12 protein-coding genes and 1 pseudogene are annotated in these 15,779 nt (G+C 28.1%); 5 read left to right on the forward strand and 8 right to left on the reverse strand.

Going from position 1 to position 15,779, the window contains the following annotated elements; all coding sequences use genetic code 11:
* Positions 1 to 182 precede the first annotated feature (182 nt).
* Entirely contained in the window at positions 183 to 1,238 is a 1,056-nt protein-coding gene (locus Q0Y03_RS05810; protein ID WP_297712897.1) for a transposase, read from the forward strand.
* Between the two features lie 309 nt (positions 1,239 to 1,547).
* Here Q0Y03_RS05810 and Q0Y03_RS05815 read toward each other — a convergent pair whose 3' ends face one another.
* The 3 genes from Q0Y03_RS05815 to Q0Y03_RS05825 all read right to left on the reverse strand — a co-directional run bounded on the left by Q0Y03_RS05815 (position 1,548) and on the right by Q0Y03_RS05825 (position 4,492).
* Positions 1,548 to 1,781 (reverse strand): hypothetical protein, encoded by a 234-nt coding sequence (locus Q0Y03_RS05815; protein WP_297712898.1) that lies wholly within the window; start codon positions 1,779 to 1,781, stop codon positions 1,548 to 1,550.
* A gap of 1,598 nt (positions 1,782 to 3,379) precedes the next feature.
* Positions 3,380 to 4,117: a Fic family protein gene (locus Q0Y03_RS05820; RefSeq protein WP_195468107.1), complete on the reverse strand. Its 738-nt coding sequence runs from the start codon at positions 4,115 to 4,117 to the stop codon at positions 3,380 to 3,382.
* 138 nt (positions 4,118 to 4,255) lie between these two features.
* On the reverse strand, positions 4,256 to 4,492 hold the full coding sequence (locus Q0Y03_RS05825; RefSeq protein WP_297712901.1) for a hypothetical protein: 237 nt from the start codon (positions 4,490 to 4,492) through the stop codon (positions 4,256 to 4,258).
* A gap of 502 nt (positions 4,493 to 4,994) precedes the next feature.
* Between Q0Y03_RS05825 and Q0Y03_RS05830 the strand changes: the two are divergent.
* The 3 genes and pseudogenes from Q0Y03_RS05830 to Q0Y03_RS05840 all read left to right on the forward strand — a co-directional run bounded on the left by Q0Y03_RS05830 (position 4,995) and on the right by Q0Y03_RS05840 (position 5,785).
* Positions 4,995 to 5,182: pseudogene (locus Q0Y03_RS05830) on the forward strand (YvrJ family protein).
* A gap of 118 nt (positions 5,183 to 5,300) precedes the next feature.
* On the forward strand, positions 5,301 to 5,528 hold the full coding sequence (locus tag Q0Y03_RS05835) for a DUF1659 domain-containing protein (RefSeq protein ID WP_297712903.1): 228 nt from the start codon (positions 5,301 to 5,303) through the stop codon (positions 5,526 to 5,528).
* 56 nt (positions 5,529 to 5,584) lie between these two features.
* Positions 5,585 to 5,785, forward strand: a complete 201-nt coding sequence (locus tag Q0Y03_RS05840; RefSeq protein WP_363318722.1) for a DUF2922 domain-containing protein — start codon at positions 5,585 to 5,587, stop codon at positions 5,783 to 5,785.
* 163 nt (positions 5,786 to 5,948) lie between these two features.
* Here Q0Y03_RS05840 and Q0Y03_RS05845 read toward each other — a convergent pair whose 3' ends face one another.
* From Q0Y03_RS05845 to Q0Y03_RS05865, 5 genes are all read right to left on the reverse strand, one after another.
* Entirely contained in the window at positions 5,949 to 10,112 is a 4,164-nt protein-coding gene (locus Q0Y03_RS05845) for a hypothetical protein (protein ID WP_297712905.1), read from the reverse strand.
* 156 nt (positions 10,113 to 10,268) lie between these two features.
* Positions 10,269 to 11,717, reverse strand: coding sequence for an NACHT domain-containing protein (locus Q0Y03_RS05850; protein WP_297712906.1), 1,449 nt, complete (start codon positions 11,715 to 11,717; stop codon positions 10,269 to 10,271).
* A gap of 269 nt (positions 11,718 to 11,986) precedes the next feature.
* Complete coding sequence (locus Q0Y03_RS05855; RefSeq protein ID WP_297712907.1) at positions 11,987 to 12,736, reverse strand: hypothetical protein; 750 nt, start codon at positions 12,734 to 12,736, stop codon at positions 11,987 to 11,989.
* Positions 12,737 to 13,487: 751 nt separating this feature from the next.
* Complete coding sequence (locus Q0Y03_RS05860; protein WP_297712908.1) at positions 13,488 to 13,646, reverse strand: antA/AntB antirepressor family protein; 159 nt, start codon at positions 13,644 to 13,646, stop codon at positions 13,488 to 13,490.
* A 120-nt stretch (positions 13,647 to 13,766) separates the two neighbouring features.
* A complete protein-coding gene (locus tag Q0Y03_RS05865) occupies positions 13,767 to 13,922 on the reverse strand; it encodes a hypothetical protein (RefSeq protein ID WP_297712909.1) in 156 nt (51 codons plus the stop codon).
* Positions 13,923 to 14,105: 183 nt separating this feature from the next.
* On the opposite strand from Q0Y03_RS05865, the gene Q0Y03_RS05870 reads away from it, so the two are divergent.
* Entirely contained in the window at positions 14,106 to 15,743 is a 1,638-nt protein-coding gene (locus tag Q0Y03_RS05870; RefSeq protein WP_297712910.1) for a recombinase family protein, read from the forward strand.
* The last annotated feature ends 36 nt before the right edge of the window (positions 15,744 to 15,779 follow it).

Raw genomic sequence — 15,779 nt, forward strand, 5'->3', positions numbered from 1 at the left:
ACCATTATTTATTTTAGTTAATCCCCCACACTCTAACATCTCCCTACTATAATAACCAATAACTATAATAGTGCAAAAATACTTGAATAATTTTACAACTGAATAAAATAAAAAACATTTATTATAAATCCTTGCTATAATTGAGTTTGCACACAACAATAACAGCAAGGAGCTATACATAAATGTTTCATAACACAATTATATCAAATGAATTATCATTACACAAATTTTTTAAACAATTAAATTTTGATTTATATCTAACTAAACCACAGTTAAACCACTTAGAAAGCATTATAGATGCAATGATATCAAAAGGTTTTAATGGTAAAGTTTCCGACATAGCGGAGCTTGCACCAGCAAGGCATCGAACTAGCATTACTAGATTTCTTTCAAATAGTTCTTGGGATGAAAAACTTTTAGAAAGAGCTTTAAAGGCGTATATAGTAGAACTTATTTGGGCTAGAGCTAGAGAAACTAAGCAACCAATATATTTTATTATTGATGATACTATTTCAGAGAAAACAAAGCCCTCGTCAAAGGCTATAAATCCAATTGAAAAGTGTTCATTTCATAATTCACATTTAAAAAGTAAAAATGTATATGGTCATCAAATATTAGTTTCTTTACTATCGTGTGACTGTTTAGTTCTCCCATATTCAATTAATATTTATGATAAAGAGTCTATGAGTAAAATAAAATTAACTCAAAAATTAATTGCAACACTTCCTAAACCAGAAGATAAAGGATTTGTTTTATGCGATAGTTGGTATAGTTGTAAAGATATTTTTAATGCTTCTGAAAAAGCTGGCTACAATTATATTGGTGATTTGAAGGATAGAAATAACATTTCTATTATTTTAAGTTATCCTAAAGATGCTTTTCAAAAAGATAAAGCATTGAAAGCTTTTATTTCCTTAGATAACTCATTAACGTCGTTAGAAATTTTAACTCAATATACTGACCGTTGGGCAATTGAACCATTCTTCAGAGATTGTAAAACTTACTTAGGACTAGATGGATATCAAGTAAGAAGTGAAAAAAGTATTACTAGATATTTAACAATAATGTTAGTAAACTATACTTATTGCAAAATATATGCTAATGATTCATATCACTTTAATACTGGATATAAAATAGCTAAGAAAGATTTAGAAAAATCTAAAGTTATATATATTTACGAAGCTGCCGTAAGCGGTACGCCGATAGAAGCAATTTTTGAGTCATTAAGAATTGCTTAAGAATCTGTTTTTTTATTCAACTGTAAAATTATTCAAGCAAAACTGCACTATTATAGCTAATAAATTTTTTAAACATTTTTCCCCTTTTAATTTAAAAATTTTTTAATATTCGAAGTAAAAATAAAATTAAAATAAAACTAAAAACAATTAATAAAATTATTATAAAACTTAGAAATGAATAATTTTTTAATTTTATAATACCTAATAAACAAATAAAAAGAACAACTAAACCATAAATAGATATTGGTAAAGAAATTTTATTTCTAATATTAATTAAAATAGTTAAATTTGATATTAAAACAAAAATACCTAAATATAATAACTAAAAGAAATAACATCCCATAAAACAATATAACTAAATCCCTTAGCTCTTAGGTCTTTTATCTCCTGAACTTGTTCATCAGTAAGTTGTCTTTTCTTAATTTGTAAGTCTATCTTACTCCCTAAATCCTTAATTTTATCTTCAAGCTCTTTTATGTATTTTGTATATTCATTTTTTAATTTTTGAATCTCATTTCTGTGTTCTTCATTTAAATCTTTCATTTTCTCTAATTACCTGAATATAACTCATATTTATACCTCATTATATTTGCTATATATCTAATATAATATTTTTGTCTATAAAAAGAATAGGTTAACTACTAATTAACCTATTCAGTCTAATTATTTCATTCGTTTCCTTTTATATTTGTCATGTATTACATATGTCATACATGAGTTTTTGATGTATTTTTCTAATGAAATCAACTTATTTTACTATTTGATTTTTATAATTTCGATAAATTATATTTTTGCGAAGAAATAAAAATTTACGATTTTAAGCCATTTGTAATATATAAAAAAATTAAAAAATAATAGTTTTTAGTTTACTATAAATAAACTTATAAAAAAAGGTACTATTTCGTAACTAGACTTGCGAAATAGTACCTTTTTACTCTTACATTTAAGGCATATGCCCTAAAATTAATCACCCAAGCTTTTCGACAATCATAGCCTCAGCATATGTCTTTTCAGTAGCAGTTGCTTGGTTGCTACACTCTTTTTAAACTGCCATTGAGTAAGAGCAGTACCCATTTGTTACTCGCTATCGGGTTAGAGACCAATAAATCTATGTTTTATTATATCATAAAAAAAATTTCTAAATAAACTTTTTTTCTTGGATCTTTGGTTCTCCAATTTTAAGAGAAATAAGTATATTGCAATAGTCAGAAAGGTATATTTATGCAAATAAATAGAACAGGTACTACGTCCCCTATAATACAAGCTGAAAAAAATGGGGGTATATTATTTTTTACTTGCAAATTGAACTTTTTAAACAAATAGTGTATAATCACTTTTGAAGAAATGAATATAAAAAAATGAGCTAATTATATTAGCCCATTCTTTTTTAAATACGAAATGTGTCTTTCAAATGTTGTGGTACTGTGAATACCTAACATTATCATTATTTCTTCTCTTGTATTCCTTTTTAGAAATAATTGTAGTCATATAAGTTTCTTCAAGCTCTGGTAGATATTCATTTTGAATTTCTCTTAAATCATAAATATAATCATACTGCTCTATAACCTTAACAATTGTCTTAGATTTAGAATTAATACTTCCTGGTACTCTTAATACCCTCGTAGGGTCTAAAGCTTGTCTATCAGCTCCAAACGGCTTTAAAACACTATATAAATATTCTTCTATAGCTTTCCATAATGATAATGCCTTACTTGGTACTGAATTTAAAAGCCATATTAAATAAAGTCCTCTCCCACTATCTATGATTAAATTAGGTCTTGGTATTTTTTTATTAAAATAATATGCTTCAAGGTGAATTATTATTTGCTCCTTAGTGAATTTATAAATAGAATTAACATATATAGATTATGAGCCGGGTTTAAGGGCAGAGCCTTTTTATATTAAAATAGCTTGATGTAATCAAGATTTCCTTAGCTGCCGCAGGCTATAAATTCAAATCTTAATAATTAATTCGTTTATTCATGTATAGAAAAATTTAATTTGCAATATTGAATATAGATAAAAGTATGAGAATGATTTCTGGATTAGAGATAAATGAATTAAGGATTAAGGTTTCCTTTTTAAAAATAAATCCTCTCTTTTGCAGCTTAACTGCATATGAGAGGATTTATTTTAACACCTTAGATTAATTCATTATATTTTTTATAATTAAATCCATCGAAAAACGTTATACATTTTTCTAATATAAACTTTATTACTTCATCAGCTTCTAAAGTTTCATAAAAATCTAGCATTAATTTATTATACTCAACCTTATATCTAGCTGGTATAGAAAGTACTCCTATATCATTTGATAACAGGATAAGGTTTGATGAAAGTCTAGCTGTTCTCTTATTTCCATCATAAAAGAACTGACAGTAAGATAACCATAGATTAAGTATAATAGCTTTTTCAAGTAAATTATCTATAGAATTTATTTTATCTATATCAGCTTTAAATACTTCCTCTAAATCCTCATAATTAATGCACTTATATTCAACAGTACCTGCAATTCCAATGTTACCCTTTCTAAAGTCACCTACTATTAATGCCTCATCTTTAGCAACTTTACTATGAATATCACAAATAACTTCTTTGTTTAACTCTAAAGAATTTGTTCTACTCAAATTAACAACATAATCCCATGATGACTTTATATTTAGTATTTGATTTTGATCACTTAACTTATGGCCACCAACAGTAATGCCATCAAGTAATGTTTGTACCTCTGGGAAAGTAAATGGATTATTTTCCAAATTTCCCATATCATAAACAAACTCACTAATCATCTGCTTAACATAAGTTAAAATATATCTTTTATCTCCATGTGGTAATTCCTCTTTAAATTTATATCTATATCTAGGAATAAATGTATCCATAGCCAACACCTCAAATAAATATTTATTATTTTTCTCTTACTATTATACACCAAGATTATTCTAGCTTAAACAAAAATTGAATTATTGTTAAGCTGAAATTTCATAGCTAGTATTTATATTGTGACATTCCTCTCAAGGTTATAGTGTAAAGCTACTAACAACCTTAGTTATCTTTTTAATATAATCATCTGCCAGCCCATCAATTCCATCACAAATAAACTTTAAGCTACAGGTCTCACAGTTCTTAATTATATTTTGATCTATAAGTGAACACTTAAACTCATCATTATATGTTGAATTTCTAATTGCTAAAGCAATACTTAATCTATCATAAACTTCTCCCTCTTCAGTAATTTTAATTCTATTAGATATCATAATACCACACCCCTTAAATTTTTCTCATTAAAAGAATGTGAAGAAATAGGTTTTGAAGCACCTGATAAAATAAAAGGTAACTTAGTTCAAGGTTTTTCATTTACAAGTGAGCCAATAAATTTTGCACCTATACCTCAATCTACAATAGAAAAAACTAAAGTAGAAAAGCAAAAAACTAAAAAGAATAATACAGATATTTTAGATATGAGAAAACTATCAATAGTAAATGGACTTACCCCTCCAATAGATGGAGAAAAGCTAGAATATAAAAGATGCTATATGCTAAGATTCTCAACCCTAAAGAGGCTAGAACAAATCAAAGCCATGCATCCAGATATAGTTTATGTCAGCTCTATAGTAGATATGGCAATCAATCATTACTTCTACTGTCTATGTGATAACGAATAAATCAGTATAAAAACTTACTGATTTATTTTTTTATAAGTAAATATACTATCTACTTCCCTCTTCAAAACCATATATATTATTTGGAGGTGATATTATGGAACATTTAGATCTTATATCATTAATAGGCAATACTGGCTTCCCAATAGCTATTACAGCCTATCTATTGATTAGACTAGAAAAGCAACTTACTTCACACTATCAAATAGTATAAATACATTAAATACTATTGTTTCAGTAAAATTAGGTGCTGTTGTAAAAGATGAAAAAGACAAAGCAGCATAATATAAAAAAATCTGATAGGCCAAAAGTTTATCATATTTTTTATATTTTATTATTAACTTTTGATTTCTTCTTTTTAAACCATATATATTAAATACCAAGCTACAAGGAGGTGAATAACATGGCAATTTCAAAAGAATTAATGACAAATACTTTAAGTATTGAAGTACAAAGCGGTGTTGATAAAGATGGTAATCCATCATACAAGAAAAAGAATTTTTCAGGTATTAACGGAGATGCTACACCAGAAGCTCTAGCAACCGTTGCAGATGCAATTAAATTAGTGTTAGCTAATGAAACTAGATATACCTTAGTTAATGAAATATCTGCACTAGAAGATAACGCTTAGCTTTATTAATTTAAATATTATAGAAAGGGGGAGAAACCTTGGAATACTCATTACAAATGGTCTTTCTATGTGAGAGTGGTGAAAAAAGTTCAATTACAATATCTGAAGTAAAATCTGGACTTACAAACACAGATGTAATAGCCCTAATGGACACCATTATCGCAAGTAATATCTTTGAAACAAGTAAAGGTGCATTAATTAGTAAATATAGCGCTCAAGTTGTACAAAGAGAAGTTACAAAATGGGATCTTAACTAGTTTAAAGGCATTGGATTTCGAATCCAATGCCCTTTTGGTAACTAGTACTATATTTGTATCATTAAGTTATTAATGTTATATACTCTATAGTAAATATTAATAAAAATAAATTATACAATATAATCCAAAAACTCATTTGCGATTTCACATCTAATTTTTATTATTATAACTTAATAGTAAATCTCTTTGCTTCTCTACTAAAAAGCTTACATATCGCATCATACACAACTCTTTTAACTTTGACTTCTGATCCTATTATATAAGGAACTCTATAGCTTCCAGTATCAACATCATCAAAACAAACTTCCCACTTAGAGTACTTCACCACGGTCTCCCCTGTTCTATCTATGCCAATTATCCCTTCACCATTATCTGTAATCTTAATTCCGAGAACATCCAAAATTTCTCCCCTAATACTTAGATAATCATATGGTCTAAATGTTAAATAAATATCCTCATTAATCTTAAGATTAGAAGCAACTAATAGTGAATTTCTTTTAAGATAATCTGGTTTAATAAACTCATTATTTTCATCATATAGCCTATACTCTTTTTTAAGTTTCATTAAAGGAACAACATCCTCTTTATCTGTGAATACTACACCAGAAATTACTATTGTTGAATCTATATTCTCTATTAAATTATTCTTATACTTTTCTCTTTTATTATAACAACGTTCATAGTAAGCTAATGAAATCCATTCTTCAGAATACACATCAGTTATTGAGTCAGTAACTTCTTCAGGCATATTAATATCCAATGGACGAGGAATAATTGAGTTGCAATTGGCAATTAAATACTCTATATCATCAATCAATATTTCATTCATTTTTTCTTCTATTTCACTTAAAAATGGTAATTCTACAAATCCATTGAGGAATGCTTCTACTTCACGACTCATATGCTTCATTAATATATCATAAAAATAAACATTTGGTACAAGTACACTATATGATCTATCATATATTATATCTTGTAGATTTTCTCGTGTAGACTTATCGTTTATTTCACGAAAATAATTCTTAGCAATATTCCCAATATCAACACCGCTATCCTTTAGTAAAGCAACCCTATTATCTGTCTCAGTTAAGATTTCTATAAAATAATTAATACTGTCATCTCCACCATCATATGAGTGAACATACTTTTCGTAATTTCTTTCATCTTTCAGCCCAGTAATGTTCCTAATCAAGTAGTTTACAATCCCATTATCAGTTGGATAAATACTTAGTAAATCATTAATTAAATTGTTTTTACGTAACTCTTCTTCAGTAAACCACTTTCTAATAAGCCACAATAAAATAATTAGTGAGTAGTCAATGAATCTATCCTTCTTTTCAATATAACGCTTGAAAGGTTTTATGAAACATATACGATACTCTGGCTGCTCTAACATTTTGTTAAGCGAAGATATAATCCATCTATAACGATTTGCTTCACCATATTTTAAACGAGTAAGTAATAGAAACATTGCTTTTTCTATAGAAGAGAACTCTTTAGACTTTTCAACTATTTCCTTATAATTATAATCATATTGTCCTGATAGTCTAAAATTAATTATCTCAAACAATGACTCCCAATAATGAAGAATTAATTCACCATCATATCCAACCGCTGTTAACGCATTTATTATTTTATCACCTACTGCCAAATTATAGTCAACCCGATAAAGATTATTATAAAAATATTCAAAAAAATACTCCTCTGCAACTTCTCTATTATATTCTACTGCTTTAATATAATATCCTGTTTCAGTTAACCTCTGATACCACCCATCTTTATGATTCAAAAACATCGCTATGTAAATATACGCCATAACTTCTGAATTTAAATCTAAAGCATCAATAACTTTTAGTATTCTTTCTCTACTTTCATCATCGCTCCTTCTATCATATGTGTGCTTTATTAGGTTGTTGATAAACATTTTTGAGTCATCACTCAACTCACTAATTGACTGCAAGTATATATACAATCCTTGAATATCACTTTCATTTATTCCAAAATCAACAATATACTCAAGTATTTCCTCAAAAGACATTACATCAAAACTTAAACGACTCACATGTTTATCATAACTAAACTTCTTTCCTCTACCTATATCATATGTTCTATTTGAACTACAATTTAATATAATTTCAGAATTAAATTCTACGTTCAGTTGCTCACACAATCCTTTTATTTTCTCATAATCATCTTCATAGATTCCTTTCGGATATCTATTTATCAATTCTCTCATAGAAACTCTAGCTAATTCCTTTTGAGAATTATTACTTAAAACTCGTATGTTGTTTAAATAACTACTAATAGTGCTAGGACTAATTTCATTAGGTCTCGTTTTAAAAAGAGAATTTTCTATAATAGGATCTACTTCACTATTCATACTCTCTAAAAGATTATCTAAACTTTCTTCTAATGCCCAATAATTTGATGAATCCAATAGCTCATAACTCAGATATGTCATAGCAATATCTCTGTTAGTTCTAGCCAAAACCTCGAACCACTCTTTTGGATAAGTTTGTGTACTTCTGCCATCAGTATGATATACAACGGCATCGGCTAATGGCTTTAGTCTTAATATATTCTGAATACCAGTTTCCTCATCAATTTTATAAATACTCTCGACACTATCTATCAGTCGACTTAGTGTACGATCCTTTCTAAATGAATAAGACAATAGATACTCTACACCTCTTCGAAATTCAACTTTTGCTTTGTCTAACCGACCACCCTTTGAAAGGATAATTGCATGTTTAAAACTATAATCAGCCAAATATGAATAAAATCTTCGTTTATCCTCATCGCCTATTTTTTCTTCAAATATTTCTGTTAAAACTGTACAATTTATATCATTTGCTATTACTAAGAATAACTCGAAAAGTTTGTACGTAGGTAGTGGACCGCAAGTAGCCCCCATTAGCGTAGACATAGTTTTACTTGACATCTCAGCAATCAAACCAAGTATTGTACGCCATGTAGATTCAGTTGATACTAGTTCAAGTGGTGATACTATTGATTCAAATATAATTGTCTTATAATTGTACAAATCACAAGTACGCGGTTTACCCTTAAAGCATTCCATGTCCTTTGTTAACCATAAATATGCTTCTATTAGTTTTGACTCATCAATAGACTTATTTTCTTTTGCTTCAACAATTACTTTACTCACTTTAAATACATATATTAACCAATTATAATACCAATTTCTATTTTCAGCACACTTAATAAAATCATTTAATTTATTTGAATGGTTTGTAATAATCCATTCAATGTTACTAATATAGTAATTTAGCGCAATTAAAGTGTCATTAGAGTATGAATCTGAGTCCAATAATATCTCAAGAGCAGTATCAAGATATTGTTCATCAATTATATACTTACCCTCGAATACATCTATACTTTCTACCCAATGTTCTTGTTCCTCAAGTTGGTTTACCAGTGCTTTTAATTCTTCAATTAATCCTCTCCTTGAATATTCAGTTATTATCACCGTCCTCTTATCATATGCGTCTTTAACTGCAACTTTTTCAATCTTATCAATCATATTTCGGCCAGTATCTAAACATGCACAAATAAAATATCTATACTCTTCTAATTGCTCATCATGACTCTTTCGCACTACTTGATTAGATTTCTTTGATTCTATGAGTAACCTTATATACTCGTCCCATTCAGGAATTACATTATTTTCAGAGCAGAGATAACAGACTTTTAATCCTTCACTGCAACTTAGTGCATTTCGTCCTTCGTAAACTAAAATATTTTCAAGTTTTTCGAACCCATTAATAAGACCTAATCCAAGATAATAATACTGAGAAACCTCATCAAATGAATATTCTAGACTGTAAATCATATTACTCAATTCAGTACATATGATTACAGCGCCATAATTTTTAGCTTTACAAGATGCCTTCATTAAAATCTCAAAATTGCTTTTTATAAAATTAATGTTATTACCATAAAAAACGCTGTCAACAACAAATTCCTTATTGCAATATTCTAAAATTTCTTCATAGCGTTTAGCTTCAAAAAGAAGTCCAAGTAAATTTAGATACGACTTTCTATCTTCATAGAATCCCTTTTTTTTCAACCAGTCTATCAAGTATGAATAAATGGCTTTATCTACACTAACTTCATTTTCTTCTAGTAATTCAAGAACATATCTTCTAAAACTTTCATGATAAATTTTATAACATCCAGAGCAACTACTATAAGATAATATACTTCTAATAGCCTCTAAACTTTTAGAAACATATACACCTAAAGAAGTAATCTCCTTAAGTTCAGATTCTGTTAATGGAAATGGAGAACCTGCCAATATTTGTGGCACCTTTTGACTTTCAGAGAGTTTTGTCATTAAAAATGAATAGTAATTTTCCAAATTGATATTATAAGCTGGGAATCCTTCAATCAATTCTCTTGTTATCATAACATGAGTATATTTAGATAATTCGTTTACTAAATACGTTAAATATAATGGATTCCCTTAACTTTTTTCAATCAATAAGTCTGATAACATACAGTGAAAATCCAGCTCAACGTCTGTTAAGCTATTATTTGTAATAAATTCTTTTACTTCACCAATGTCCCAAGGTTTCACTGAAAACTCCTTAAAGTTATGATTGCACAAATTAATAACCTCAGTAATTGGCTGTGAGGCTAAAATAACTTTTACGTTGTCAGGAAACATCAGCCGTGATATTACTTCCACAATTTCAGTCTCAATTTGTTTCATTGTTTCTTTATGAAAACTATATATTCTACCAATATGATCTAATCCATCTACAATTAATACTACTTCTTCTTTTATATTATTAATTAAAACTTGCAATTCATCAAAATCCACCCCATATTTCGAAATCTTATATGACTCTAAGTGTGGAAATGCCTCAATAATGGCATTTATTAAATTCGCTAAGAATACATTTATAGTTATTCTTTCTTTTTCATATAGATCATCTATTCCCGTATAACAATAATGCTGAATAACTTTAATTCCTTGTTCATCGAGAAAGCTTATAAAGTTTTGAATGAACCAAGACTTTCCTGAACCTGGTTCACCAAGTAGACATACTTTATTGTTTGTAAATACAAAATCCTTAAATTCATGATATCTTGTTGAATTTAGTACATTAATAGATCTATCAATCTTAAAACTCTGCTCAATGTTTCCGTAACTTTTCTTCAGACCTAAGTCAAAAATCAATTTATTTAGTTCAATAACTTCACCTCTTGCACGTAGTCCTTTAATGATATATATCAAGTGCATGGAAACATCAACTACTGATTTCTTATCATTTGGAAATTTCCCAATACCAAAGAGCCTTAGGCTATTTATAACCAAATTCTCTAAGTCACCAGGATTAGTAAAATCTGTACTTGATTTTGGAAGATTCACTTCAATAGTTAAATCATTAATAAATTTCTGAAATTCATCTCTATTAATATCCGTGGACTTCCCTCTTAATCGTCTCCATGATGAAATAGGAATTCCATCTGAAGGCCATATACTTTCAAGATTAATTTTTAACACTTTAACATCATTACTTTTATACAAATTAGTTACATCTTGCTCTACTAAAAAATCAATGTCTTGAGAATCCATAAGCAACTCCCATGCCAAACAAATCCTGATATCAATATTCTTGTCTTTCGGTAATTCTTGCCATGATCTAAATAATGTATCTAGTGCTAAATCGTATTTTTCAGAAGACAAATCTGCTTTTTCAAATATTTTATTATCACTATACTTAATCTGTTTCTTCATTATTGAATCACTTGTAATAATAGTAATATCATCAAACTTATCATTTTCAGATTCTTTTTGATCAATCTTGAAGATAGCACTGTCATCAGTTAATAACATATTTATAATATGATATGCCGTAAATAAATCTTGGTATTCATATCCTTTATGAGCATCTAATAAACTCATAATCTAAACCTCCTTCAAGTTTCTATATTTCTAACTATATAGCATAATCTCAATTTATTTATGATTTGGTTATCTTTTCATTATTCTAAATAATTAAGTTAAATAAAAATTTCTATTTCACTCATAATTTTAGTAATTTATTTACTATATATCAACATAATTTACCTAACAATTCCAAAAAACCATTTATATTTTATGAGCTCTACATAAAATTCATTATATAAATTAATACATATATCATAAAGATAATAGATTTATAATTATATATACTACTCTAATCTTCTCATCTTTATATAAACATAAATACCACCATCAACATCATTACACACCACATCATTGCCAGTATAAATAAACCCTGGATAAAGCTTCTCAAAGACTTCTCTTTCCCCTTGGTTTTGTGATAGCTCATATAATTTTTTATTTGAATACTTATAATCATTAATCTTTGGCAATGGTATAATTATATTCTTAGATTGACTCCATCTTTTCTTTCCTCTAGGATCCTTTGAAAGATAATTTGCTAATTCTTCAAAACCTAGTTCATTAGCTTGCATTCTATTTGCATTAGCTGTGCCTTTTCCCCATAGTTCTTCTGCCTTATCTCTATCCATTCCAGATATTATAATGTGATGGTGGATTCTTGTTTTTGTTCTTTTATCATCTGTAGCTTCTCTATATTCTAAAACTGCTATATATTTTAATTCATCAAGTCCATTCCTCTTCCTAAAGTTTTTAATTCTCCTAATATAATTATTTCTATCACGAATAGCAGTCTCTTCACTATTTGGAAGATTAGCTGCATCATAACTAAGGCTAACTATTAAATCCTTATTATCAAAGTTAGCATGAATTCTTCTTCTTAAATTCTTTCTTGCATTTTTATCATTTAGGTTCTTTTGTTCCTTTCTACTCTCCTTCTTTTTCTTTGATCTACTTTTCTTTTGTTCATATTTAGAAATAGGATATATTTCTACTTCTAAATATTTACCACATAGAAATCTCTTCTCTCTAATAGCCATACCCTTTACCCCTATAACTTTATTTCTTAAATTTAAATAACGTTCTAAAGATAATACCTATTACAAGCTCTCAAAGTCCTTAAATTAAGTACCTTTAAAAAACAGTTTATTTACAGAGAAAACTCCCTATTGTATAATAAAAATAGAGAGTTTTATTAAACTTTTCATCAAGACACATTGAGATTAATCTTGCCGGATTGCCAATGTGTCTTTTGCTGGTAAAATATTATTTTCATAGCTTAATCTCCAAAATCTTAAGTGTACCAGACCATTTAATATATCTAAAATTCTTGTTCCCTTTTTTAAAAACTTGTATTTTACTAAATTCTTCTTCTGTAACATATGTGCTTTTTACACATTACCTTCACTCTAGTTCTAAAACTAATTTCAAAGTATTAATATCTCTTAATTCAACCATGTAACCTCTTCACCTTTAAGAACACTTAACTCAACCCTAAGCCAAATCAGCATACTTCTTAAAACCTCTATTTCAAACTTTATATTTTCAATGGAACTCTTCATTAAATAATACCTGATTTTAGCTAAGTCTCTATTAAGTCTAAGCTGTGCAATTTTCCCATACCTCTATATTAATTTCCATATTTTATCCCTCCACATTTAATAATTTAATTTCATTTTCTAGCACCAATGGAACTTTATAATTAATAATTATTTCTTTTACCATATCTATAGAAATTGCATTATCTATTACTGTAGTCACTGGATTCTTTAAATTATTGGTTGCTCTTTTTTAAGCCACCCTTATAAAATCAATTTCTTCCTCAAATCCATACTCAACCATTCTTCGGAACCAATCCTTATACTTAGTTCCTATTTCTAAAAACTCATCTAATTCTCTACCACTTACTAATTGTCTACCTTCTCTTTCTATTATCTTAATTAATTCCATTACTTAATCACTCCATTTCTAATTATCTCCTTAGCTAATACTTATTAAATTCACCATTTAACAAATTCTTTATTATGTTAATCCTTATTGGTTAAGGCTAATTAGCCTATTTTTCATAAGTTAATCAAAGTACTTACAATCATTTTCTTCAAGATAATCAACAATTAAATCTATTTCCTCAGACGTAAATTTTTGTATTGCAATATCTGTTAATATATCTATTAACTTATTTTCTAAAATACTCATATCTTCTGGATAAATACATGTAATCGTCACTATCTCGCCCCCTATAAATTAATAATCTATACTATGCTTGTACACTTCTTTTGGTTACACTTAGTAATACTTTATACACTAAAGAAAAGATTGAGATTGTATTTATCTAAAGAACTTATTAGGATAAATCTAAAATATATTTATTTTAAAATAATGTTGCATATATTAAACTGAGGTGATTAGATGAAGATTGCTATTTACTCAAGAAAGAGCAAATACACAGGAAAAGGTGATTCCATAGGTAACCAAATTCAAATGTGTAAGGACTACATTGAGACTAATTATAGAAATAAAGACCATGAATATATTATTTATGAAGACGAAGGATTTTCTGGTGGAAATATCAACAGGCCAAAGTTCCAGAAGCTTCTTAATGATATTAAAAAAGAAAAATTTGATATTCTAATATGCTATAGACTTGATAGAATTAGTAGAAATGTATCTGACTTCTCCACTACCTTAGATGAAATTCAAAGCTATGGAGTTGATTTTATAAGTGTTAAAGAACAATTTGATACAACTACTCCAATGGGAAGAGCTATGATATACATAGCATCAGTATTTGCCCAACTTGAACGTGAAACCATTGCTGAACGCGTAAGAGATAATATGATTGAACTAGCCAAGTCAGGAAAATGGTCTGGAGGTAGAACCCCTCTTGGCTTTGATAGTGAAGGTTCATCTTATATTGATGAAGAAGGAAATGAAAGAAGATTAGTTAAACTTGTGAAAAATGATGAGGAGCTAAAACTAGTTAATCTTATTTATGATACTTATCTAAGAGAAGGTTCATTGCATAAAACAGAAACTTACTTTGCTTCTCACAACATTAAATCAAATAGAAATATCCTTCTTGAAAAAACATCATTAAAGGTAATCTTAAATAATCCTGTTTATGCAATAAGCTCTCCAGAACTTAAGAGGTGGCTTGAGGATGATGGATGGAATGTATATGGTGAACCTGATGGCAAACATAGCTATCTTAGTTATAATAAGACAAAGCACGTAACTAGAAATGGGAAATCAATGAAAATACCAAACGATAAAGAAAATTGGATAGCTGCAATAAGTAATTGCCCTGGTATAATTGAAGCAGATAAATGGATTCAAGTACAAGAACAATTTAAAGGCAATAGAGGTTCATTCCCTAAAAAAGCAAGAACCCACGATGCAAAACTTGTTGGAAAAATATATTGTGCCCACTGTAATAACTACATGCAGGTGATTCATGGAAATATTAAAAAAGATACAGGAAAAAGACAACACTACTACTCCTGCTCATTAAAAAAGAAATCCAAAAATGAATTATGCAAAAACAAAAATGTTAAGATAGATGCTGTAGAAGATTTATTACTCCAAGAGCTAGAAAGACTAGATAAAAATAAAAAAAGCTATATTCAAAGCCTTAAAAAGAAAAATAACTCAGTTAAGAAAAATAAAGATGTAAAACAAAAGCAGATATCAATACAAAAAGAAATTGATGCCAAACAAAAAATACTTAATAATTTAATAGATAAGTTAGCAATTGCTGATGACCTAGATGATATAATAATACAAAGAATAAGATCCACTAAAAATGAAATGCAAGAGTTACAGAAACAACTAGATGAAATATCAAAAGAGATAGAAGATTCAAACTACAAGAAATTAGACCTAGACTTTATAAAAAGCTTACTAGAAAAGTGTGCTGATATAAGAGAACTAGATTCTAATGAACAAAGACTCCTAATAGGTGTTTTAGTAGATAAGATTCTATGGGATGGTAATACTCAAGATGTAACAGTATATTTCATTGGAAGTGGAGACGTAAAAAAAAAGTAGACTCTCTACTTCCTGATTTATTCCAATTGTTGCAAA

Source organism: Clostridium sp. (genome assembly GCF_026168755.1).
Taxonomy (GTDB): domain Bacteria; phylum Bacillota; class Clostridia; order Clostridiales; family Clostridiaceae; genus Clostridium.